This is a genomic window from Pseudomonas sp. DSP3-2-3, from assembly GCF_049898225.1.
Lineage (GTDB): Bacteria > Pseudomonadota > Gammaproteobacteria > Pseudomonadales > Pseudomonadaceae > Aquipseudomonas.
The window spans coordinates 1-23820 of the sequence record NZ_JAFCXH010000024.1 but is presented as its reverse complement, the minus strand read 5'-3'; the positions used below and the strand labels follow the sequence as shown (position 1 = coordinate 23820).

The following is a 23820-nucleotide window of genomic DNA, read 5'->3' as shown; positions in this document are numbered from 1 at the left end:
ATGAACCCCATGAACCCCATGAACCCTATCGCACCTGACTGGATCAAGCCTGAGCAACTGCTGCTCGACGGCCAGGCCGGCCGCCAGCTGACCCAGGCGCCCGCGCTGAACCACGCGCAATTCTGCACCCAGGCCTTGAGTTTCGCTGCCGCACTGCAAGCCCGAGGTATCGAGCGCCTGGCACTGCATCTGGAAGATGCCGGTGAGTTGGCCGTCGCGCTGTTCGGCGCCTGGCGCGCGGGCGTCAGCGTGCTGTTGCCCGCTGACCTGCAAGCGCAGACTCGCGAACGCTGGGCCGATCACGTCGATGGCTGGCTTACCGACCAGCCCGGCGACTTCCACTTGCGCGAGCTGCACGCCGATCCGCTGCCGCCCGCCCTGCTGGATCTGGACGAATGCCGCCTGAGCCTGTGTACCTCCGGCTCCAGCGGCGAACCCAAGCTGATCGAAAAGCGCCTGCGGCAACTGGCCAACGAGATTCAGGCGCTGGAATCCCTGTGGGGCGCGGAACTCGGCCAGGCCTGCATCATTGGCAGCGTGGCGAGCCAGCATATTTATGGCCTGCTGTTTCGCGTGTTGTGGCCGTTGAGCGCGGGGCGCAGTTTCGTGCGCAAACAATTGCCGTTCCCGGAAGACTTGCAACGCGCCAGCCGCGAACACCCGGCGTTTGCCTGGGTTGCCAGCCCTGCGCTGCTCAAACGCATGGGCGACAACCTCGACTGGTCGGCCTTGAGCGCGGTGCGCCGGGTATTTTCCTCGGGTGGCGCATTGCCCGGCGAAGCCGCCGCCAGCCTGCATGAACGGCTTGGGCAATGGCCGACGGAAATTCTCGGCAGTTCGGAAACCGGCGGCATTGCCTGGCGTCAGGGCGAAAGCCACTGGCAGGCGTTCGACGGTGTGCGACTGGAGCAGGATGGCGACGGGGCGCTGCTGATCAGTTCAACCTACATGCCACCGGGTCATATCGAACACACCGCCGATGCGGTACGCATGAGCGAGGACGGCCGTTTCGAATTGCTGGGTCGCCTGGACCGTATCGTCAAACTTGAAGAAAAGCGCATTTCACTGCCATTGCTGGAACAAGCGTTGGCCAGTCATCCTTGGGTGAACGAAACACGTTTCGGGGTCATTCAGGAAAAACGCGCATCGCTGGGCGCCTTGGTGGTGCTCAATGCGGCGGGGTTGAATGCATTGCGCAATCAGGGCCGACGCAGCCTGACCCAAACCTTGCGCGAGCATCTGCGCCCGCACTGCGAAGCCATCGCTTTGCCCCGCCGCTGGCGTCTGTTGCGGCAATTGCCACTCAATGCGCAGGGCAAATTGCCTCAGGCGGATGTGCAGGCCTTGCTGCTGGCGCCGCGAGTGCGACAGCCGGAGGTGATCCATCAGCAGGTGATCGACGGCGTGCTGCATCTGGACCTTAACGTCCCGGCCGACCTTGCCTATTTCAGCGGCCACTTCCCGTCCGCGCCAGTGTTGCCCGGTGTGGTTCAGGTGGATTGGGCGATGGCGCTGGGGCAGCGTTTGCTGGATCTGCCGCCGAAGTTCGCCGGCATGGAAGTGCTCAAGTTCCAACAACTGATCCGCCCCGGCGATGACATCAGCCTGACCCTGCGCTTCGACGCCGAACGCGGCAAACTGTACTTCACCTATCGCAACAGCGACGCCACGTGCTCCAGCGGGCGGATATTGCTGGAGGTGCCGGATGTTTAAGCGCGACAAAGCCTGTGGGAGCGAGAAAACCTGCGAGAGCGAGCTTGCCCGCGAAGAGGCCGGTACATCCGCAGCATCTTCCGAATCTGCAACATCGCATTCGCGGGCAAGCCTCGCTCCCACAGGCTGTTCAACCCATGCATAACCCCTGCGCAATCATTCCGGTATTCGACCATGAACACGCAGTGTCTGCTGTGGTGGCGGCGGTGTTGGCGGCGGGTCTGCCCTGTGTGTTGGTAGATGACGACAGCAGTCCAAATTGCGCGGCGGTGTTGCGCACGCTGGCTGAAGGCGACAACGTCCACCTACTCACGCTGCCCGTCAATCAGGGCAAGGGCGGCGCGGTGATGGCGGGCTTTCGCGAGGCTCAGCGCATGGGTTTCAGCCACGCCCTGCAAGTCGATGCCGACGGCCAACATGATCTGAGCGACATCGCCCTGTTCATCGAGCGTTCCCGGGAACAGCCGAACGCGGTTATCTGCGGCTATCCACAATACGATGCCAGCGTGCCCAAAGGCCGGTTGTACGCGCGCTACCTGACACATTTCTGGGTCTGGGTGAACACGCTGTCGTTGCAGATCAAGGATTCCATGTGCGGCTTCCGGATTTACCCGCTGCGGCCCGTGGTGCAGCTGATCGACACCGTGCAGATCGGCAAACGCATGGATTTCGACTCGGACATTCTGGTGCGCCTGGCGTGGCGCAACCTGCCGATGCAGTGGCTACCGGTCAAGGTGCATTACCCGCAGGACGGCGTGTCGCACTTCCGCATGTTCCACGACAACGTGCTGATCACGAAAATGCACACCCGATTGTTCTTCGGCATGCTGGCGCGTTTCCCGCTGATCCTCTGGCGACGGTGGTTGCCATGAGCAGTCAGCAGCCGGACAAACACTGGGCCGATCACGAAGAGCGCGGCAGTTTCATCCTGATGCAGCTCACCGCCTGGGCCGCCAAACGTTTAGGTCGCCGCGTATTGAGCCCACTGTTGTATGGCATCGTGCTGTACTTTTTTCTGTTTGGTCGTCAGGCCCGCAAAAGCGCCTGGGAATACCAGCGACGTCTGGCCCAGTGGAGCGCCCGCCCTGAATTACTGCCGACCCAGCGCCGCGTATTCGGCCAGTTCATGGCGTTTGCCGACTCGTTGCTGGACAAGCTGGACGTGTGGAACGGCAAGTTGCGCCTGGAGCAAATCGACATCGTCGACCCTGCCGGGTTGCGCACCCAATTGCGCGGCCAGCGCGGGCAAATGCTGGTGGGCGCACACCTGGGCAATCTTGAAGTCTGTCGCGCCCTGGCCGAACTCGGTGAAAAAGTCACCATGAACGTGCTGGTGCATACCAAGCACGCCGAGCGTTTCAACCGTTTGCTGGGCGAAGCCGGGGCAACGCACTTGCGGCTGATTCAGGTCAGCGAGTTGAACCCGATGATCATGCTCCAATTAAGCGAGCGTCTGGATCGTGGCGAATGGCTGGCGATTGCCGGTGATCGCGTCGCGCTGCATGGCGGACGGAATGCCAAGGTGGATTTTCTCGGCGGCACAGCAGCGTTTCCCCAAGGACCGTGGCTGCTGGCCGGGCTGCTGAAATGCCCGATCCATCTGATTTTCTGCCTCAAGGGCGCGAACGGCTATCGGGTGATTCTCGAACCTTTCGCCGACGCTATCGAATGGCGGCGCAGTGATCGCCAGCAAGTGATCGGCCAATGGGCCCAACGTTACGCCGACCGCCTCAGCCACTATTGCCTGCAAGCCCCGCAACAATGGTTCAATTTCTATCCTTTCTGGAAGTCCGATGACGAATCAAGTTCCTGAGCCGGTTACCTTCGGCGAACGCCCGTTGCAGATTGAAGACGTGCTGGCCCTGGCCAATCGCCAAGTGCCGACGACCCTGCAAAGTGACAGCGCCTTTCGCCAGCGCATTGCCAAGGGCGCGCAGTTTCTCGATTCGCTGCTGGACAAGGAAGGCGTGATTTATGGCGTGACCACCGGTTACGGCGATTCCTGCGTGGTGGCTGTGCCGCTGCATCACGTTGAGGCCTTGCCGCGTCATCTGTACACCTTTCACGGTTGCGGCCTGGGCAAACTGCTGGACGCGCAAGCCACCCGCGCGGTGCTTGCCGCGCGTTTGCAGTCGTTGTGCCAAGGGGTTTCCGGGGTGCGCGTCGAGTTGCTGGAACGCCTGCAAGCGTTTCTCGACCAGGACGTGCTGCCACTGATTCCGGAAGAAGGCTCGGTGGGCGCCAGTGGCGATCTGACGCCGCTGTCTTATGTCGCCGCCACGCTGTCCGGCGAACGCGAAGTGATGTTCCGTGGCGAACGCCGCCAGGCCAGCGACGTGCATCGTGAGTTGGGTTGGCAGCCTTTGGTGCTGCGTCCCAAGGAAGCTCTCGCCTTGATGAACGGCACGGCAGTCATGACTGGCCTCGCTTGCCTGGCCTTCGCCCGCGCCGATTACCTGCTGCAACTGGCAACGCGCATTACCGCGCTGAACGTCGTCGCGCTGCAAGGCAATCCGGAGCATTTCGACGAGCGTCTGTTCGCCGCCAAACCGCATCCGGGGCAGATGCAAGTCGCCGCCTGGTTGCGCAAGGATCTGGCCATCGACGCGCCCACCGCGCCCTTGCACCGTTTGCAGGATCGCTATTCCCTGCGGTGCGCGCCCCATGTGCTGGGCGTGCTGGCTGACAGCCTGAACTGGCTGCGCTCGTTCATCGAGATCGAACTCAACAGCGCCAACGACAATCCGATCATCGACGCCGAAGCCGAGCGCGTGCTGCATGGCGGGCACTTCTACGGCGGGCACATCGCCTTCGCCATGGACAGCCTGAAAAATCTGGTCGCCAACGTCGCCGATCTGCTGGATCGCCAGCTCGCGCTGTTGGTCGACGAACGCTACAACCACGGTTTGCCGAGCAATCTGTCCGGCGCCACTGCCGAGCGGGCGATGCTCAATCACGGCTTCAAGGCCGTGCAGATCGGCACCAGCGCCTGGACCGCCGAAGCCCTGAAAAACACCATGCCGGCCAGCGTGTTTTCGCGCTCCACCGAATGCCACAACCAGGACAAAGTGAGCATGGGCACCATCGCTGCCCGTGACGCGATTCGGGTCCTGGAACTGACCGAACAAGTCGCCGCCGCGACGTTGATCGCCGCCAATCAGGGCGTCTGGCTGCGCAGCAAGGCGGCCGATGCGCGCCCGCTGCCACCGGCGCTGGCCGCCATGCACGAGCAATTGGCGGTGGACTTCGCGCCGGTCATTGAAGACCGCGCGCTGGAAGGCGAACTGCGCCTGTGCCTGCAACGTATCGCGGATCGCCACTGGAGGTTGCATGCGCAGTAAAGGCGTCATTCATGCCGACACCGAGTTCGTCGTGCCGTTTTTCGACATCGACATGATGAATGTCGTCTGGCACGGCCACTACGTGAAATACCTCGAAGTGGCGCGCTGTGCGTTGCTCGACCAGATCGGCCACAACTACACGCAAATGCTCGCTTCGGGCTACGGCTGGCCGGTGATCGATCTGCAATTGCGTTACGTGCGTGGCGCGACCTTCGGCCAGCGGCTGATCGTGCGCGCCAGCCTCGTGGAATGGGAAAGCCGCTTGAAGATCAATTACCTGATCAGCGACGCCGAAACCGGCGAACGCATGACCCGCGCCAGTTCGATCCAGGTCGCGGTGCATATCGAAAGCCGCGAGATGCAGCTGGCTTCGCCGAAAGTCTTCACCGATGCCGTGGAAAGGGTTTTGCCATGAAAAGTCAGCAGCCATATTACTTGTGGGAGCGAGCTTGCTCGCGAAAGCGATGGACCAGCCTCACTGGCCTCTTCGCGAGCAAGCTCGCTCCCACGGTATTCAGCATGCTGGCACTGATCTGCCTGTCACCCCTGGCGAACGCCTTCGACCTGCAACAGCTGAGCGACCAACTGGCCAAACCGGTGGTGGTGCGCGGCAGCTTCATTCAGGAAAAACACCTGCGCGCCCTGCCGCAACCCTTGGTGAGCAAGGGCAAGTTCGTGCTGGCCAAGGAGTTCGGCCTGTTGTGGCTGCTGGATACGCCGCTCAAGCAGGATTACCGGATCAGCCCGGCTGGCATTGCCCGGCGTGAAGCAGGCATTGGTACTGGCTGGCAAATGCTGCCGACCAAGAGCGCAGGCGCTGAACAAAACCGTTTGTTCCTCGCCGTTCTGCAGGGCGACAGCAGCGGTTTGCAGCGCGATTTCGAGCTGCAACTCAAGGGCGATGCAAGCGCATGGCAATTGACGCTGATCCCGCGCTCGTTGCTGCTGCAGCAAGTGTTCAAGCAGATCAATATCGATGGCGGCGCCTTGGTGCAGCGCATCGAACTGCTGGAAACCCAGGGCGACAGCACCCTGTTGAAGATGCTCGACAGCCAGAGCGTGCCAGCCTTGAGCGATGCGGAGCGTCACGACTTTGCCGACTGAACGCCTGTTGCCCCGTTTTTTCCTGATTGTCCTGCTGGCGGTTCTGGCCCTGGCGGGCTGGCAATGGCGCGACGGTGCGCCGTTGTCCGCCAACCTCATGGAGCTGGTTCCGGGTACCAGCCCGGATGCGCTGGAACTGCGCGCCGAACAGCGCATGCAGGAACCGCTCAATCGGGAAATGCTGGTGTTGGTCGGGCATGCCGATCGCCAGCAAGCCATCGAACTGGCGAAGCGCCTGAGCGAGCAATGGCAGGCCAGCGGCCTGTTCGAGAAGGTGCAATGGAGCCTGCAAGCCGACTTGCCCGCATTGCGCACGCAATTGCTGCAAGGGCGACTGGCAATGCTGCCCGCAGCGGAACGTGCGCAATTGATCGAGCATCCCCAGGCGTTCATTCAGCAGCGCGTGCAAAGCCTGTTCGATCCGTTCACCGGTTTCAGCCTGGTGCCAAGCCAGGATGACTGGCTGGGGCTGACCGGCCGCATCCAGAACGGCATGCCGCAACACGGCTCGGTGCAGCCGGATATCGGCAGCGGCGCATTGATTGCGAGCGCCGACGGCAAAAGCTGGGTGCTGTTGCGCGCCCGGACCCAAGGCAATGCGTTCGACATGCATCTGCCGTTGCAAGTCGCCGACCTGCTCAGCAGCGCTCGCGAACAGGCGGCGCAGGTCAACGGCCAGTTACTCGCCGCCAGCGGTTTGCTGTACGCCGCCGATGGCCAGCGTCAGGCCAGCCGCGAAATCACCTGGGTCGGCGGCGGCGCGACAGTGGGGATTCTGTTGTTGCTGCTGTTGGCATTTCGCCGCTGGCGCGTGTTGCTGGCGTTCGTTCCGGTGATGGTCGGCATGCTGTTTGGTGCCGTGGCCTGCGTGGCGCTGTTCGGTCATATGCATGTGATGACGCTGGTGCTCGGTTCCAGCCTGATCGGCGTGGCCGTGGATTACCCGCTGCATTACCTGTCGAAAAGCTGGAGCCTCAAGCCTTGGCGCAGCTGGCCGGCGCTGCGCCTGACGCTGCCAGGCCTGACGTTGAGTCTGGCCACCAGTTGCATCGGCTATCTGGCGCTGGCCTGGACGCCGTTTCCGGCGTTGACCCAGATCGCCGTATTCTCGGCTGCGGGCTTGATCGGCGCGTACCTGACCGCCGTTTGTCTGCTGCCCGCCTTGCTCAAGAATGTCGAGCTGCGCCCCGCGCAATGGCCGCTGCACCTGGCCGAACACATGCTGGCCTGCCGCGAAGCGTTGTTGCGGCGGATCTGCACGCCAATTCTGCTGGCGCTGCTACTGGCGTTCTGCGCGGGCGGTCTGTGGCAATTGACCACCAAGAACGACATTCGCCAATGGGTTGCCGCGCCGCAATCATTAACCGACGAAGCCCAGGCTATCGCGCGCATCACCGGCTTCCAGCCCACCAGCCAGTTTTTCCTGGTGCGCGGCAAGGATCAACAGCAATTGCTCGAACGCCAGACCGCGCTGAGTCAGCGTCTTGATCAGCTGGTGAGCATGGAGAAACTGCAAGGTTATATGTCGCTCAATCAACTGGTCGCGGCACCTTCCGATCAGGAGGCAACCCGCCGCGCGCTGGCCCAACTGGCGAGCCAATGGCAGCCATTGGTCGATCTCGGCGTGCCGGCGGCCGCCTTGCAGGCTGAATTGAATCGCCTGCAAGCGCTGCCCAATGCCGACATCGAAACGGTATTGGCCGGACCACTCGGCGAACCCTGGCGCACCCTTTGGCTGGGCGCTACCGACGATGGCGTCGCCGGACTGGTCAGCCTGCAAGGCTTGAACAACCCGGCGCTGCTGCGGGTGCAGGCGCAGGATCTTGAAGGCGTGCAACTGGTTGATCGGCTCGGCGAACTGAACACGGTGTTTGCCGCGACACAAATCAGCGCTGCGGAACTGAAACTGCTGTCCTGCGTACTGATCGTCTTGTTGTTGATCTTGCCGTTCGGCCTCAGCGGCGCGTTGCGCATCGTCGCCTTGCCGCTGCTGGCGGCGCTGTGCAGCCTGGCCAGCCTCGGTTGGCTCGGTCAGCCGCTGACGCTGTTCAGCCTGTTCGGTCTGTTGTTGGTGACGGCGATCAGCGTCGATTACGCGATTCTGATGCGCGAGCAGATCGGCGGCGCGGCGGTCAGTCTGTTGGGCACCTTGCTGGCAGCGGTCACGACCTGGTTGTCGTTCGGCCTGCTGGCGGTTTCCGGGACACCGGCCATCAGCAACTTTGGTTTGTCGGTCAGCCTCGGCCTGGCGTTTAGCTTCATGCTCGCGCCGTGGGCCGCAAACCGCGCCGGGCACGCGCCTGCGGCCAGCGCAACCGAGTCGGCCTCATGATGATCCTGTTGTTCTGGCTAATGGCCTTGATCCTGTTCGCACTGGCGACTCGCCTGGGTCGGCATTTGGGCCTGATTCCCATCGTCAGCCAATTGTTGCTCGCCACCTTCGGCCTGCCGTTGTTGATGCTGTTCTGGATCGAACCGGGCTGGCAGCTGAGCGGCGCGCAACTGGTGGCGCCGGTCTGGTTGAAATCTCTGTACGGCTTGAGTTTCGCCATGGTGCTGGGGCATATCCTCAGCGACGTGATCGAGCTGAAGCTGGATCGCCAGAGCCTGAAAATCGCCTTGCCGAGTTTCTGCGTGCCGTTTATTGCCGGGCTGGTCTGCGCGGTCTGGCTGCTGCCGGAACAAGCCTGGCTCAGTTCGCTGGCCATCGGCCTGGTGTTCGCCATCACGGCGATTCCGGTGCTGTTCCTGTATTTGCGGCACATCGACTATCCGCCCGCCGCGACCCGGCGCCTGGTGCAAACTGCGATTTTGATCGATCTGACCTGCTGGAGCCTGTTCGCCCTCGCCCAAGGCAGTCTGCACCTGACCAGCCTGCTGCTGCCGTTGCTTGGCGCTTGCGTGCCGCTGCTGTTGCGCGCCCTGCAACTGCGCCAGCCGCTGGTCTACAGCATGACGTTCTTCGCGCTGCTGGTGGTGGCTGAACACTACAAGCTCAACGCGCTGATTTTCGGCATCGGTTACTTGCTATGCATGGCCCGGCTCAAGCAGGCCTGGGTGCCGCCGCTTGATCCGCAACTGTTCATGCGCCTGCAAAACACTCTCGCCATTCCGCTGATCCTGACGTTCGGCATCGTGCAGATCAATGTCCACAGCGCCATGTCCAGCCTGAGTTGGCTGCAATTGGGCGCACTGATCCTGCTGCCCATCGTCAGCAAACTGCTGGGTAACTGGCTGGGCCTGCGTTGGGCGCCAGTCTCGTTTGCCGGCGCCAGCCGTTGGCGGGAAAGCCTGCTGCTGAATATTCGCGGCTTGAGTGAAATCGTTTTCCTCAATCTGCTGCTGCAACAACAGCTCATCAGTCCGGCGCTGTACTTTGCGCTGATGCTGATGGGCCTGATCGCGACCTTGCTGCCCGCTTTGGCTGGCATGGGCCGTGTGCCGTTGCGAACCCCCTTGAACACTGCTGAACAGGTAAGGAAATCTTGTGCCAATAACTGATATGGAACGTCGCACGGTCGTCGTCATCGGCGCGGGTCCTTCCGGGGCTATCGCGGCGGCATTGCTCAAGCGCAATGGACACGATGTGCTGATCATCGAACGCCAGCAGTTTCCGCGTTTCTCCATCGGCGAAAGCCTGCTTGCCCATTGCCTGGATTTCGTCGAGGAAGCCGGCATGCTGGAAGCGGTGCAGGCTGCGGGCTTCCAGAAGAAGAACGGCGCGGCGTTTGCCTGGGGCGAGCGTTACAGCGCTTTCGACTTCGGCGAAACCTTCAGCAATGGCAAGCCAACGACCTTTCAGGTGTTGCGCGGCGATTTCGACAAGCTGCTGGCCGATCAGGCCGAGTTGCAGGGCGTCGAGATTCGCTATCAGCAGGAAATCATCGCCGCCGATTTCAGCAATGCCGAGCCGATCCTGCGCGCGCGTCGCGAAGACGGCAGTGAATACAGCGTGCAGGCGAAGTTCGTTCTCGATGCCAGCGGCTATGGCCGCGTGTTGCCGCGCCTGCTGGACCTTGAAGCGCCATCGAATTTCCCGGTGCGCCAGGCGGTGTTTACCCATGTGGAAGATCACATCGACAGCACGCGTTTTGACCGGGAGAAGATCCTCGTCAGCATTCACCCCGAGCACCGCGACGTGTGGTTCTGGTCGATCCCGTTCAGCAACGGCCGTTGCTCGGTGGGCGTGGTCGCGGCGGCCGAGCGATTCGCAGACAAACCCAAGGATCTCGACGCCTGCCTGCGTGCGTTCATTGACGAAACCCCAAACCTCAAAGGCCTGTTCAAGGATGCCGTGTGGGATACCCCGGCGCGGACCATTGGCGGTTATTCGGCCAACGTCAAAACCCTGCACGGCCCGGGTTTCGCGTTGCTGGGCAATGCGGCGGAATTCCTCGACCCGGTGTTCTCGTCCGGCGTGACCATCGCCATGCGCTCGGCAAGCATGGCCGCGGCCTCGCTGCATCGCCAACTGCAAGGCGAAACGGTGGACTGGGAAGCTGAATTTGCCGTCCCCCTCAAACGCGGCGTCGATGCGTTCCGGGCGTATGTCGAAGGCTGGTACACCGGCATCTTTCAGGACGTGATCTTTTATGCAGGCGGGACTCCGGAAATCCGCCGCATGATCTGCTCGATCCTCGCCGGTTATGCATGGGACGAGCGCAACCCGTTCGTCACCGAACCCAAGCGGCGCCTGCGCATGCTGGCTGAAGTCTGCGCTGGCATGGATTCATGAGCGGTCCGTTCCTGAGTGACAGCTACGTCGAAGAAACCCGCTTCGGCCTGTGGTTTCTGCGCAGCTACACCTGGCAACACCGCGTGCTGAGGGTGGCCATCGACGATCTGCGCAGTCTGTTCGACAGCGCGCCGCCGAGTCAGCCGGTGTTGCTGGATGCCGGTTGCGGCCAGGGCAAGTCGTTCGAGCATTTGTGCCGGACATTCGCGCCGTCGCGCCTGCTGGGCGTGGACGCCGATCCGCAAAGCCTGACCACCAGCCGTGCCGAAGCCCGGCAACTGGGGATCAATATCGAGCTGATTGGCAGCGACTGTGCGGCGCTGAACGTACCGGACGCCAGCGTTGACCTGCTGTTCTGTCACCAGACTTTTCACCATCTGGTGGAGCAGGAACAAGCCCTCGCCGAGTTCTATCGGGTATTGAAACCGGGCGGATACTTGCTGTTTGCCGAGTCCACCGACGCCTATATCGATACCTGGGTGATTCGCTGGCTGTTCCGCCATCCGATGCACGTGCAGAAAAGTGCCGGGCAATATGTGCAGATGCTGCGCGAGCGGGGCTTCGAGTTCGGCGCGCAGAACATTTCGTACCCGTATTTGTGGTGGAGCCGCGCCAAGGATTTCGGCCTGCTCGAACGCCTGAAGTTGCGCAAACCCGCGCCGGTCGGCCAGCGGGAAGAAACCCTGGTCAATGTTGTGGCCCGCAAACCCCTGAACGGTGCAGCCCAATGATCCGCGCGCTGTTGCTGGCCTGCGTCCTGCTGCTGAGCTCCTGCGCCAGCCAGGCACCGCTGCCCAGCGCCATGCCGCACTTGCAACTGCCGATGCAATTGCACGTGCAGCGCCAACAGGACGAGCAACGGCAAGACTGGCTGCTGGTGATTCAGCAGGAATCCGCAGGTTTGCGCTGGTCGTTGATGGACCCGCTGGGTATCCCGCTGGCGCGCCAGCTGTTGATCAACGGTCAATGGCAGGCCGATGGCTTGTTGCCGCCCAATGCCGAGGCGCGGGAGCTGTTCGCCGCACTACTCTTTGCGCTGACCCCCGACACCGAATTGCGCGACGCGTACCCCACGGCGCGACGTCAGGGTCTGCGGCGCAGCCTCGACGACCGTTGGGGTGTCGAATACCGCACGGCTGACGTCTTTACCCTTGGGCTGAGGACTGGCTCCGAGAGCAAAGACCAAAGTACGCCGACCTTCCGCATCAGCCCGTTGAACACCGAGATTGCTCCATGACTGCCTACCTCAACGCCCTCGGTCTGATTTGCGCCCTGGGCAACGACCGCGAAGAAATCGCCCGTCGCTTGTTTGCCGGGGACGGCAGCGGCATGCACGACGAAAGCGGCTGGGTGCCCGAGCGCGTGTTGCCGGTGGGTGCCGTCAAGTCCGGGTTGCCGTTGATTCCTGCGCATCTGGCCTCGCATAGCAGTCGCAATAATCAGTTGTTGCTGGCCGCAGCATTGCAAATCGAAGGCGAGATTCGTCAGGCAATCCAGCGTCACGGCCCTGAACGCATTGGGGTGATTCTCGGCACCAGCACGTCGGGCATCGACGAAGCCAGCGACAGCATCGCCGCCTGGCTGCGCGACCGGCAATTCCCCGACACCTACGATTACCAGCAACAGGAACTCAGCGCCCCGGCCAGTTTTCTTGCCGACTGGCTGCAACTGAGCGGCCCGGCCTACGTGATTTCCACCGCCTGCACCTCCAGCGCCCGCGCCCTGCTCAGTGCCCGCCGCGCTTTGGATCAAGGTCTGTGCGATGCGGTTTTATGTGGTGGCGTAGACAGCTTGTGCAAACTGACCCTGAACGGTTTTTCGGCGCTGGAAGCGATGTCGACCAAACGCTGCAATCCGTTCTCGCGCAATCGTGACGGGATCAACATTGGCGAAGCCGCTGTACTGTTCCTGATGACCCGCGAAGCCGACGGCGTGCATGCCATCGCCCTGCTCGGCGCAGGGGCCAGTTGTGATGCGCATCATATTTCTGCGCCGGAGCCCACCGGGCGCGGCGCTCGCCAGGCCATGCAGCAAGCACTGGATAACGCCGGGCTCAAGGCGCAGGACATTGGCTATCTGAATCTGCATGGCACCGCGACGCCGCTCAATGACGCCATGGAAAGCCTTGCCGTCAACGCAATCTTTCCCGCAGGCGTGCCGTGCTCCTCGACCAAACCGCTCACCGGTCATACGCTGGGCGCAGCGGGCGCGCTGGAAGCGGCGTTCTGCTGGTTGAGCCTGGCACCCGAGAACAGCGCCCATGCGGTGCCGCCGCAGTTATGGGATGGCGAAGCCGATCCGCAATTGCCTGCGCTGCGCTGGACCGCACCCGGCGAACGTCTGGCGCACACTGACCGGCGTTGCCTGATGAGCAATTCGTTTGCGTTCGGCGGCAACAATATCAGCCTGATTATCGGAGATGCCCCTTGAAGCAATGGCCCATCGCCGAGTTGATCCCCCATGCTGGCGACATGATTCTTATCGACGAAATCCTCAGCTTTGATGAGGAACAGATTCAGACACGTCTGACCGTGCGGCCCGGTGGCCTGTTCAACCGCGAAGACGGCAGCATCCCGGCGTGGGTTGGCATCGAACTGATGGCGCAAAGTGTCGCGGCCTACGCGGGGTATCGGGCGCGAACCCGAGGCGAAAACGTTGAACTCGGCTTCCTGCTCGGCAGCCGCAAGTTCGAGTGCAACGTCGACTGCTTTCCCGCAGGCAGCGAACTGACCATCCACGCCCTGCGCTCCCTGCAGGACGAAAGCGGCATGGGCATTTTCGAATGCCGCCTGACCGGCCCCGACATCGAAGCGTTCGCCCGCCTGAACGTGTATTGCCCGCCGCAACCTACGAAGTACCTGGCCGAAGGAGCCGCAACATGACTGACTCGATACTGGTCACCGGCTCCAGCCGTGGCATCGGCCGCGCCATTGCCTTACGGCTGGCCCAGGCGGGTTTCGACCTGATCCTGCATTGCCGCAACGGACGCAGCGAAGCCGAAGCGGTGCAGGCGGAAATCCATGCGATGGGGCGGCAGGCGCGCATCCTGCAATTCGATGTGTCCGACCGCGCCAGCTGCAAAGCCATTCTCGAAGCCGACGTGGAAACCCACGGCGCCTATTACGGCGTAGTGCTCAATGCCGGCCTGACCCGCGACGGCGCGTTCCCGGCGCTGACCGATGACGATTGGGACGAAGTGCTGCGCACCAATCTCGATGGTTTCTATAACGTCCTGCATCCAGTGATGATGCCAATGATCCGCCGTCGCGCGGCGGGGCGTATTGTGTGCATTACCTCAGTGTCGGGGTTGATCGGCAATCGTGGCCAGGTCAATTACAGCGCGTCCAAGGCCGGTGTCATCGGTGCCGCCAAGGCGCTGGCCATCGAACTGGGCAAGCGCAAGATCACCGTCAATTGCGTCGCGCCGGGCTTGATCGACACCGCTATGCTCGACGAAAACGTGCCTGTGGATGAACTGATGAAGATGATCCCGGCCCAGCGAATGGGCACCCCGGAAGAAGTCGCGGGTGCCGTGAATTTCCTGATGTCGGCCGAAGCGTCGTACATCACTCGGCAGGTATTGGCCGTCAATGGAGGTCTGTGTTGATGAAGCGCGTCGTCGTCACCGGCATGTCCGGCATCACTTCCCTGGGTAGCGACTGGGCCAGCATCGAAGCCAACTTCAACGCCAATCGCAGCGGCATTCGGCGCATGGACGAGTGGGACCGGTTCACCGAACTCAACACTCGCCTGGCCGGACCTATCGATGACTTCGTGGTGCCGACGCACTGGACCCGCAAGCAACTGCGCAGCATGGGCCGGGTTTCGCGCCTGGCCGTGGGCGCGTCGGAGCAGGCGTTGATCGACGCCGGGCTGCTCAACGACCCGATCATTCGTGACGGTCGCATGGGCACCGCGTGCGGTTCGTCCACCGGCAGCACCGACGAGATCAAGGCGTTCGGCAACATGCTGCTCAATTCGGTCGCCGAAGGCCTCAACGCCAACTCCTACGTGCGCATGATGCCGCACACCACGGCGGCAAATATCAGCATCTTCTTTGGTTTGACTGGCCGCTTGATTCCCACGTCGAGCGCCTGCACCAGCGGCAGCCAGGGCATCGGCTACGCCTATGAATCGATCAAGTTCGGCCGTTTGCCGTTGATGCTGGCGGGCGGTGCTGAGGAGCTGTGTCCGACCGAGGCCATGGTCTTCGACGCGCTGTACGCCACCAGCCTGAAAAACGACGCGCCGCAGACCAGCCCGCGCCCCTATGACGCGGGCCGTGACGGCCTGGTGATCGGCGAAGGCGGCGGCATGCTGGTTCTTGAAGAACTGGAACATGCGTTGGCGCGCGGTGCGCATATCCACGCCGAACTGGTTGGTTTCGGCAGCAACGCCGACGGCGCCCACAGCACCCGCCCGGAGCAAGTCACCATGCGCCGCGCCATGGAGCTGGCCCTGGAAGACGCCAACCTGCCGCCCGAAGCCATCGGCTACGTCAACGGCCACGGCACCGCGACCGAACAAGGCGACATCGCCGAAACCCTGGCCACCAGCAGCCTGTTCGGCCCACGCATGCCGATCAGCTCGCAGAAAAGCTTCCTCGGCCACACCCTCGGTGCATGCGGCGCGCTGGAATCCTGGTTCTGCATCGAAATGCTCAACCGCGACCGCTACATCCACACCATGAACCTCGACCAGATCGACCCCCAATGCGGCGAACTCGACTACCTGCGCGGCGAACCCCGGGCCATGAGCCATGAATACGTGATGAACAACAACTTCGCGTTCGGCGGGGTGAATACCTCGTTGATCTTTAAGCGGTGGCGGTGAGATCAAGATTGCTCGAAAGCAGGATCTGTTGGAGATTCTATGTTCGCGGGCAAGCCTCGCTCCAACAGAATTTGCAATGTACAGCCAATCCATTTGCGTCTACTGGAATGCCGTCTTCCCGGATAAATCCGATCCCACAAATCAGCGCGATCCAGTGGGACCGGCTTTAGCCGGGAAGGCGTAGGTTCAGACAATACGTCTGCGGTGCCTGGCGGTTGCCCCCAGACATAGATACACACAAAAACGCCGACCCAAAGGTCGGCGTTTTTTCAAGCAGCCAGTAATTACTTGGCTTGGACGCCTTCGAAGCTGATGTCCAGATCCAGTGTCTGCGATGTTGGACCTGGACCTTTGATACCAAAGTCATTCAGGTTAAGCGTGGAAGTACCGTTGAAGCCGGCACGGTAGCCGCCCCATGGATCCTTGCCTTCACCGTTGAACGTCGCCTTGATCACGATCGGCTTGGTAACGCCGTGCAGTGTCAGGTCGCCGGTTACGTCAGCGGTTTTATCACCGGTGGATTTAACCGCGGTGGAAACGAACTTCGCGTCCGGGTATTTGGCAACGTCGAGGAAGTCCTTGCTGCTGATGTGCTTGTCGCGCTCAGCGTGATTGGTGAACAGGCTGGCAGTCTTCAGATCAACGTTGATTTTGCTGGCTTCAGGCTTGGCGGCGTCGAAGCTGAATGTACCGCTCCAGTCCTTGAACGTACCGTGGATGAAGCTATAGCCCAAGTGGCTGATCTTGAAATCGACAAAAGCGTGCTGCTGCTCTTTGTCGATTGTGTAATCAGCGGCCATCGCCTGCCCGGCGGACAATAATGCGGTACCCAGAGCCAGAGCGGCGAGAGTCTTCTTCAACATGCGGTATTCCCTTCTTGGTTGAGAAATCAGGTGCGGCCCAACATACGTTTGAGGGTCACATCGCGATCGATAAAGTGGTGTTTCAGCGCAGCAAGACCATGAAGCCCCGCGAAGATCACGAGCACCCAGGCCAGATACAAATGAACCGTGCCCGCGTTGTCCGCCTGATCGGGAAGGCTGCTGATCAAAGCAGGCACCTCGAACAAGCCAAACACCGGAATCCCCACGCCGTCGGCGGTGGAAATGAGGTAACCGGCGAACATCACGGCAAACAGACCGACATACAGAAACAGATGACCAAATGTCGCGCCGATCCGGGTCCACTTGCCATAACTGGCCAGCGACGGCGGTGGTGGGCTGAGTAAGCGCCACACGATGCGGATCAACATGAACGCGAACAACGTGATGCCAATGCTCTTGTGCAGATCAGGACCGGCCTTGCGCCAGCTGTCGTAATAATCGAGCCCGACCATCCACAGCCCCAGCGCAAACAGACCAAACACTGCGACAGCTACACCCCAGTGCAGCGCCATGCTGACCAGACCGTAGCGAGAGGAAGAGTTGCGTAGCTGCATTGCCATTACCTTGTAGGAAGTGATACCAGACTAACTTTTTATCTATCGAATGAAAGCGCAAAATTTCGCTCTGAAATATCGAGAAATACGATTGTTACCTGATTCGTATTCGGCTCACAGAGGCTTCCTGTCCCGCTTTACCACCTCCAGACTGCTCCAACCGCTTCAGCGTTGTTACAGGTATGTAGCATCCTGACAAATCGAATCCAACAAAACCACGCCATGACCATCGGCCAATCGGCCCAGATGAGCGGCAGCGCGCGCCTGTTTTTTCTCCCGGTCCGCCAGCCAGGCATCAGCGAGCCAGTCAGGCTACAACTCTAGCAAACTCTTGAAAAGTCAATTTTATGGCGTAAACCTGTAACGCCAAAATGACGCCCTCCAGCAAAAGCAATAATAGTGACGTTATTCCGACGGATGGAAGCCTTGGGCCATTGTTAGGCCACTTAATAAGCCTCAGCATTCTTCCCAGGCCTGCAAAGGGAAGCGCCTGTCACCGCCCTTCACGTGCCAAATCAATCACTGCTATCAGTGCCTCAGACTGTTAACGAGGGCCGGCGCAGGACGTTTAGATCGCAGCGATCAATGGAGCAACACCGCGATGATGACTGTTTATTTTGTCGTTATGACAATGTGCAGTGGAATGGAAGGTTGTGTGGATGAGCGTAGGCCTGGCGAGGCTTATGCGTCGAAAGAAGAATGTATGGAAACAGTCAGCGCCATGGCGCGCCGCAAGGGCGTGAAATACAAATGCCGAGGCGAGCCACAGTGGATGTTGAAAGAAGCGCGGCGCACTGAAGGGCATAAAAGCTTCATCACCACCGAAGCCAAATGATGGTGCAGTTGCAGCAGTGATGCAGTGCAGAACAGACAAAAAAGGGCGCGGTCTGAAAACCGCGCCCTTTTCATTGTTGCTGTCCCTCTTTGGTGGGAGAGGACTTGGACAGGCCTCAGCAGATCAGTTTTTCGGATCGGCCGCTGGCGCCGGTGCTGCTTCGGTCTTGGCTTTGGCCGGAGCCTTCCTGGCAGCTTCGGTCTTGGCCGGAGCCTTGTGCGTCACTGGCTTGGCCGGTGCTTTCTTCGCAGGCTCTTTGGTCGGCGTCTTCTTCACTGGCGCTTTTTTCGCCGGCTCGACCTTCGCAGGCTCAGCCTTGGCCGGCTCAACTACCGGAGCAACCACTGGCGCTACCGGTACTGGAGCAGGTGCTGGCTCTGGCGCTTTCTCGACAGGCTGAGCAACTGGCTCGTCGGATCCACCGAACAGACGCGAGAAGAAGCCCTTCTTCTCTTGCGGCTTGGCGGTGTCGGCTGGTTTGGCCGGTTCTGGTTTCTTCGCTTCAGCCTTGTCAGACGAACCGCCAAACAGGTTGCTGAAGAAATTGCCGCCGGACGCTTTCGGTGCCGGAGCTGCCGCTGGAACAATCTTGACCGGTTCGAACGACTTGCCAGCCGCCAGATCCTGCACCTGGCTGGCTGCACGCTGCCCCGTGCGCAAGGCGCCTTCCAGCGTACCCGGGAACATTGTGTCGGTGTGTTCGCCAGCAAAAGCTACACGCTGAACTGGCTTTTCCCACAGGCGCCAGTATTTGCTGATCTGCCCCGGACCAAATGCCAGGTAAGCGCCGCCTGTCGAAGGATCGACGCTGTAACGACGGATTTCATAGCCGGTATAAGCGCCGCGCGCCTGCGGGTAGAACGCGTGCAGACGAATCAGCACCTGGTCCACCAGCTGTTTGTCGCCGAACGACTGCATGATGCGGGCATTATCGCCAGACAGGTTGATCACCACGTTGGCGCCACCTTTAAGTGCAGGCTCGATCCAGAGCATGCCCAGGCCGGTGTTGCTGTAGATCTCGCCCGACAGGCGCGCCTTGCTGTCCCAGACCGGCGTCTTGAACTTGAGCATGATCTGGTCGCGCCAGCCGTAGTTGGTGCTCTTGATGGCGCCCATGTGCTGAGCATCCAGCGCTGGAGTCATCTGGATCTTGTTCAACGCGCGCAACGGCACCGCAACGACAACGTAGTCAGCGCTGTAGCCGACTGCGCCAACCTTGACCGTCACGCCATCCTTTTCCTGGATGATCGCGGAAACCGGCGAGTTGGTTTTGATTGCCTTGATCTGCTTCACGAACGATTCGACCAGCACAGCGCTGCCGCCGGGCAGACGAGCGGCGCGGAAATCACGGTCTTCAATGTCGCGATTGACCCGTGATTGCTGTGCGAAATACAGCAGCGACAGGCGCGAAGGCTCGTCATAGCGGGTACGAATCTGCTGATTGATCAGCTGACGTGCGGTAGCTGGCAAGGACAGACGATCCAGCCAGTTCGCTACGTTGATCTGGTCCAGGGCAAACAGCGTGCTGTTGGCGGCTGGATTTTCCGGATCGCTGATCGAACGCGCGAGGTTATCGAGAGTTTCCTCGTAACGCTTCATCGCTTCGGCGGTGGCCGGTTGCTTGAGGGCCAGTTCGGCCTTGGTGAAATAAACACCGTCGATCAGATAACTCGGTGTGCGCACAAATTCAGGCGCGGGCACGCTGCTGAGTTTGAATTGATTCAGGTACTGGTTCAGCACTGGCTGAGCCTTGCTGTTGCCGATCCACTCGCTGGTGGCCAGACCGGAGCGGCCGCCCAGGTTGGGTTTGGCTTCCAGCAGCGTGACTTGCCAGCCTTTGCCTTGCAGCTCGTAGGCCGCCGTCAGGCCCGCCAGTCCGCCACCGACGACGATGGCTGTGTGTTGTTTTTCAATAGCGAGCGCCGAAACGCTGACCAGCCCAACTACCAATAGCGCACAGGCGCGCAGCCAACCAGAAAGCATTCAGCGAACTCCGAAATAAAACGTAGGAAGTTTCGGAAAACCAAGCCCGAGACGTCGAAGAGCCGCGAAGGATACGCCAGCCATTGCGGGCCTGCCAGCGCTCTAAGCACGATGCCATTACGCACAAGAGGTTGTCCCGCAGCCGGGCATTGCATAGGCTTGCGCGATTGTTCGTCCTCGCGCCATGCGAGTCGTCACTCGGAGATAACCAATGGGCTTGAATAATCAGTGGATGCAGCGCGACCTCGCGGTCCTGTGGCACCCCTGCACCCAGATGAAAGATCACGAAAACCTGCCGCTGATCCCGATCAAACGCGGCGAAGGTGTCTGGCTGGAGGACTTTGAAGGCAAACGTTACCTGGACGCAGTCAGTTCCTGGTGGGTCAATGTGTTCGGCCATGCCAACCCGCGCATCAATCAGCGCATCAAGGATCAGGTCGACCAACTGGAGCACGTGATTCTGGCGGGTTTCAGCCATCAGCCGGTGATCGAACTGTCCGAGCGTCTGGTCAAGATGACGCCGGACGGCCTGACTCGCTGCTTCTACGCCGATAATGGTTCGTCGTGCATCGAAGTTGCCTTGAAAATGAGCTTTCACTATTGGCTCAATCGCGGCAAACCGGACAAAAAGCGCTTCGTCACCCTGACCAACAGCTATCACGGCGAAACCATGGCCGCGATGTCGGTGGGCGATGTGCCGCTGTTCACCGAAACCTACAAGGCGCTGTTGCTGGACACTATCAAGGTGCCGAGCCCCGACTGCTATCACCGCCCCGAAGGCATGAGCTGGGAAGAACACTCGCGCAACATGTTCGCGGCCATGGAACACACCCTCGCCGAGCACCACGACACGGTTGCAGCGGTCATCGTCGAGCCGTTGATCCAGGGCGCGGGCGGCATGCGCATGTACGATCCGATCTACCTCAAACTGCTACGCGATGCCTGCGACCGCTACGGCGTGCATCTGATTCACGATGAAATCGCCGTGGGTTTTGGGCGTACCGGCACCATGTTCGCCTGCGAACAGGCTGGCATCCGCCCGGATTTCCTGTGCCTGTCCAAGGCGTTGACCGGCGGTTACCTGCCGCTGGCGGCGTGCATCACCACCGATGACGTGTACGACGCGTTCTACGATGACTATCCAACCTTGCGGGCTTTCCTGCATTCCCACAGCTACACGGGCAATCCGCTGGCGTGCGCGGCGGCATTGGCTACGCTGGATATTTTCGAGCAAGACAACGTCATCGAGAACAACAAAGCCCTGGCCCAGCGCATGAAAACCGCCACGGCGCATCTGGCGGACCACCCGAATGTGGCCGAAGTGCGCCAGACCGGCATGGCCGTGGCCATCGAGATGGTGCAGGACAAGGCGACCAAAACCGCGTATCCATGGCAAGAGCGCCGCGGTTTGAAGGTCTTCCAGCATGCCCTGGAACGCGGCGCGCTGTTGCGACCGCTGGGCAGCGTGGTGTATTTCCTGCCGCCGTACGTGATCACCCCGGAACAGATCGACTTCCTCGCTGAAGTGGCGACCGAGGGCATCGACATTGCGACACGTAGCAGCATCAGCGTCGCCGTGCGTGAGAACTTCCACCCGGACTTCCGTGATCCGGGTTAGGCATCTTCGCGAGCAAGCTCGCTCCCACAGGAAAAGGTAATCCTTGTGGGAGCGAGCTTGCTCGCGAAGGCAATAACGCAGACCTTCACATTTTTCAGAGACCCACCATGAGACTGTCACGCTTTTTCATCGACGCCCCCCTGAGCCTCGGCGAACACGAACTGCCTGAAGCACAGGCGCATTACATCGGGCGCGTGTTGCGCATGGCCGAGGGTGATGCGCTGCAACTGTTCGACGGCTCGGGGCAGGAGTTTCGCGGCACCTTGCTGGAAGTCGGCAAAAAACGCGTGCGCGTGCAGCTCAATGAAACCTTCGCCGGCCAGACCGAATCGCCGCTGCTGATTCATCTGGGCCAGGGTTTGTCTCGTGGCGAACGCATGGACTGGGCGATTCAGAAAGCCACCGAACTGGGCGTCACGCAGATCACGCCGATTGTCAGCGAGCGCTGTGAAGTGCGCCTCAAGGACGACCGCGCGGAAAAGCGCCAGCTGCATTGGCAACAGATTGCAATCAGCGCCTGCGAACAGTGCGGCCGCTCGGTGGTGCCGGTGATTCATCCGCCGATGGCCCTGACCGACTGGCTCAAACGTACCGAAGCCGACCTGAAACTGGTCCTGCACCCGGTCGCCGAACCGCTGACCAGTCACAGCAAGCCGAACTCGCTGGCATTCCTGATCGGCCCGGAAGGCGGTTTGAACGACGCTGAAGTCGATCAGGCCCAGGACGCCGGCTTCCACGCCGCCCGCCTCGGCCCACGCGTCCTGCGCACCGAAACTGCACCGGTCGTAGCGCTGAGCGTGGCGCAGCAGTTGTGGGGGGATTTTTAAGCCTGATCTTTGACGCTACTTGAGCAGCCTCTACATGCGCCGCTGAGGCTCTGGCGGCGCATTTGCACTTGAAGTCATTGATATCGGAAATTTCCTACAATCTTGACTATCCATCGCTGACTTACGCTTTAACCATAAAGATGCAAAGTCCTGCCTTTTCCAAGGACAAGGACTTGCCCGTGCTCATCCAATCCCGCTGCCAGCATTTCGTGACAGGACAGGAGTCCTGACATGCCTGATCCCGTTGGCACCCTGAGCCGTGGCCCGTGCTGCGAAATCAATAAACTCATCGTCCAGGTAGTCGGCAAGAACCATCCCTCGACCCAGCGCCTGGCTTTCTACGAGGAGGACGCCCGCAAACGGCTGGATGCACTGACCGCGCAAGACCGTCCCGAAACCGTAACCGCCTACATGTGTGCGGCCAGCGCCTTGCATGTCTGGGACTGGTCTGGCGAACCCAAACATCGCCTGATGCTGGAGATCGAGGCCGAGCACGGCAAGCCGATTCTGTTACCGCTCCCTGAAACCCGGATCACGCCGCGGCAACTGGATCAGCAGTGGAACCAGATCGTCCCGGTGCTGCCCTTTGTGGCGCTGCCCGGCGTCAACAGCGCCTACGATCATGGCACTCCGGTGTTGTGCCGCGCCGGGTTTATCTATGTCTTCGTCGACGGCAAGCTGTGGCGGGAACTGGAAGTCCGGATCAGCGCCGAGCGCACGACGTATCACGATATCGAGCTGGATAAATTCCGCGAGGGCGAGGGATACGTTGAAGACGCGCGGCTCGCCACCGGCAAGGCCCTGGACGACATATGGTTGCCCGCCAACTGGAATGATCGACCGGTAGACACGCAGCTGTGTTTCAGCGAGGTGCAACTGAGCGGGGCTCGGTTGCAGCGTCTGGAAAGCGACTCGGCGTTGCGCCGTCAGCGCTGTCAAAGCCCGGACTTGCGGGTCTCGAAACAACGCTCCAAAACCGTCTTTGCCCACCGACCGGATGGCATGGCCATGCTGGACGCTTTCAGCAATTTTGATGTGCGTGACAAGGATAATCAGGCAACGGCCAGCATAGCCCATGTCACGTGGCTTAACCTCAAAAGGAGCGCGTTCCCGCTATCCATTCCGGCGCCACAACGCGCGCGGCAGACCGGTTTTGAATGGATGCTCGACCAGCCTGCGCGCTACCTGTGCGACCTGAGCGGAGAGTTCCTGGCAGACGCTTTCAGCGCTGCCCGCAAACATGTGCGGCAATGCGAGGCGGGGACCGCGCCTTACGTGCCATTGCCACTGGAAGTCGGCGCCTGGGCACAATGCCTTGAGCACATTGTCGATCCGAATACCCAAGGCGATGCGGGCCTGTGGACGGCTCAACCGCCTGCGCCCGACGTGTTGC

The 23820-nt window shown here is 61.0% G+C and carries 21 protein-coding genes and 1 pseudogene; 19 read left to right on the top strand and 3 right to left on the bottom strand.

What is annotated here, in order from left to right:
* Positions 1–9 precede the first annotated feature (9 nt).
* From ACP7E4_RS22955 to ACP7E4_RS22885, 15 genes are all read left to right on the top strand, one after another.
* On the top strand, positions 10–1713 hold the full coding sequence (locus ACP7E4_RS22955; protein ID WP_426117879.1) for an AMP-binding protein: 1704 nt from the start codon (positions 10–12) through the stop codon (positions 1711–1713).
* Between the two features lie 137 nt (positions 1714–1850).
* The gene (locus ACP7E4_RS22950) at positions 1851–2585 is read left to right on the top strand and encodes a glycosyltransferase family 2 protein (RefSeq protein WP_426117860.1); all 735 of its coding nucleotides are present in this window, start codon (positions 1851–1853) and stop codon (positions 2583–2585) included.
* Positions 2582–3526, top strand: a complete 945-nt coding sequence (locus ACP7E4_RS22945) for a glycosyl transferase (protein ID WP_426117861.1) — start codon at positions 2582–2584, stop codon at positions 3524–3526. Before ACP7E4_RS22950 ends, ACP7E4_RS22945 begins: the two co-directional genes overlap by 4 nt.
* Positions 3507–5054: an HAL/PAL/TAL family ammonia-lyase gene (locus ACP7E4_RS22940; protein WP_426117862.1), complete on the top strand. Its 1548-nt coding sequence runs from the start codon at positions 3507–3509 to the stop codon at positions 5052–5054. Before ACP7E4_RS22945 ends, ACP7E4_RS22940 begins: the two co-directional genes overlap by 20 nt.
* Positions 5044–5469: an acyl-CoA thioesterase gene (locus tag ACP7E4_RS22935; RefSeq protein ID WP_426117863.1), complete on the top strand. Its 426-nt coding sequence runs from the start codon at positions 5044–5046 to the stop codon at positions 5467–5469. Before ACP7E4_RS22940 ends, ACP7E4_RS22935 begins: the two co-directional genes overlap by 11 nt.
* 104 nt (positions 5470–5573) lie before the next feature.
* Positions 5574–6158, top strand: coding sequence for an outer membrane lipoprotein carrier protein LolA (locus tag ACP7E4_RS22930; protein ID WP_426117864.1), 585 nt, complete (start codon positions 5574–5576; stop codon positions 6156–6158).
* Positions 6130–8490, top strand: coding sequence for an MMPL family transporter (locus ACP7E4_RS22925; RefSeq protein WP_426117865.1), 2361 nt, complete (start codon positions 6130–6132; stop codon positions 8488–8490). Before ACP7E4_RS22930 ends, ACP7E4_RS22925 begins: the two co-directional genes overlap by 29 nt.
* A complete protein-coding gene (locus ACP7E4_RS22920) occupies positions 8487–9659 on the top strand; it encodes a sodium:proton antiporter (protein WP_426117866.1) in 1173 nt (390 codons plus the stop codon). Before ACP7E4_RS22925 ends, ACP7E4_RS22920 begins: the two co-directional genes overlap by 4 nt.
* Complete coding sequence (locus tag ACP7E4_RS22915; protein ID WP_426117867.1) at positions 9646–10893, top strand: NAD(P)/FAD-dependent oxidoreductase; 1248 nt, start codon at positions 9646–9648, stop codon at positions 10891–10893. The genes ACP7E4_RS22920 and ACP7E4_RS22915 overlap by 14 nt, the downstream gene beginning before the upstream one ends.
* Entirely contained in the window at positions 10890–11624 is a 735-nt protein-coding gene (locus ACP7E4_RS22910) for a class I SAM-dependent methyltransferase (protein WP_426117868.1), read from the top strand. Before ACP7E4_RS22915 ends, ACP7E4_RS22910 begins: the two co-directional genes overlap by 4 nt.
* The gene (locus ACP7E4_RS22905; protein ID WP_426117869.1) at positions 11621–12130 is read left to right on the top strand and encodes a hypothetical protein; all 510 of its coding nucleotides are present in this window, start codon (positions 11621–11623) and stop codon (positions 12128–12130) included. Before ACP7E4_RS22910 ends, ACP7E4_RS22905 begins: the two co-directional genes overlap by 4 nt.
* Entirely contained in the window at positions 12127–13323 is a 1197-nt protein-coding gene (locus tag ACP7E4_RS22900) for a beta-ketoacyl-[acyl-carrier-protein] synthase family protein (protein WP_426117870.1), read from the top strand. Before ACP7E4_RS22905 ends, ACP7E4_RS22900 begins: the two co-directional genes overlap by 4 nt.
* A complete protein-coding gene (locus ACP7E4_RS22895) occupies positions 13320–13775 on the top strand; it encodes a 3-hydroxylacyl-ACP dehydratase (RefSeq protein WP_426117871.1) in 456 nt (151 codons plus the stop codon). The genes ACP7E4_RS22900 and ACP7E4_RS22895 overlap by 4 nt, the downstream gene beginning before the upstream one ends.
* Entirely contained in the window at positions 13772–14500 is a 729-nt protein-coding gene (gene fabG, locus ACP7E4_RS22890; RefSeq protein WP_426117872.1) for a 3-oxoacyl-ACP reductase FabG, read from the top strand. Before ACP7E4_RS22895 ends, fabG begins: the two co-directional genes overlap by 4 nt.
* Complete coding sequence (locus ACP7E4_RS22885) at positions 14500–15726, top strand: beta-ketoacyl-ACP synthase (RefSeq protein ID WP_426117873.1); 1227 nt, start codon at positions 14500–14502, stop codon at positions 15724–15726. Before fabG ends, ACP7E4_RS22885 begins: the two co-directional genes overlap by 1 nt.
* Positions 15727–16010: 284 nt before the next feature.
* Here ACP7E4_RS22885 and ACP7E4_RS22880 read toward each other — a convergent pair whose 3' ends face one another.
* Positions 16011–16589, bottom strand: coding sequence for a YceI family protein (locus ACP7E4_RS22880; protein ID WP_331149509.1), 579 nt, complete (start codon positions 16587–16589; stop codon positions 16011–16013).
* A 26-nt stretch (positions 16590–16615) separates the two neighbouring features.
* On the bottom strand, positions 16616–17164 hold the full coding sequence (locus ACP7E4_RS22875) for a cytochrome b (RefSeq protein WP_426117874.1): 549 nt from the start codon (positions 17162–17164) through the stop codon (positions 16616–16618).
* A 601-nt stretch (positions 17165–17765) separates the two neighbouring features.
* On the opposite strand from ACP7E4_RS22875, the gene ACP7E4_RS22870 reads away from it, so the two are divergent.
* Entirely contained in the window at positions 17766–17999 is a 234-nt protein-coding gene (locus ACP7E4_RS22870; RefSeq protein WP_139110428.1) for a hypothetical protein, read from the top strand.
* A 123-nt stretch (positions 18000–18122) separates the two neighbouring features.
* On the opposite strand, the gene ACP7E4_RS22865 is transcribed toward ACP7E4_RS22870, so the two are convergent.
* The gene (locus tag ACP7E4_RS22865; RefSeq protein WP_426117875.1) at positions 18123–19982 is read right to left on the bottom strand and encodes an FAD-dependent oxidoreductase; all 1860 of its coding nucleotides are present in this window, start codon (positions 19980–19982) and stop codon (positions 18123–18125) included.
* 211 nt (positions 19983–20193) lie between these two features.
* On the opposite strand from ACP7E4_RS22865, the gene ACP7E4_RS22860 reads away from it, so the two are divergent.
* The 3 genes and pseudogenes from ACP7E4_RS22860 to ACP7E4_RS22850 all read left to right on the top strand — a co-directional run.
* Positions 20194–21600: an adenosylmethionine--8-amino-7-oxononanoate transaminase gene (locus ACP7E4_RS22860; protein ID WP_426117876.1), complete on the top strand. Its 1407-nt coding sequence runs from the start codon at positions 20194–20196 to the stop codon at positions 21598–21600.
* 107 nt (positions 21601–21707) lie between these two features.
* Positions 21708–22427 carry a 16S rRNA (uracil(1498)-N(3))-methyltransferase gene (locus ACP7E4_RS22855; protein ID WP_426117877.1) on the top strand — a complete coding sequence of 240 codons (720 nt, stop codon included), beginning with the start codon at positions 21708–21710 and terminating at the stop codon, positions 22425–22427.
* Positions 22428–22658: 231 nt separating this feature from the next.
* Positions 22659–23820 (top strand): annotated as a pseudogene (locus ACP7E4_RS22850) (hypothetical protein); the annotation flags it as partial.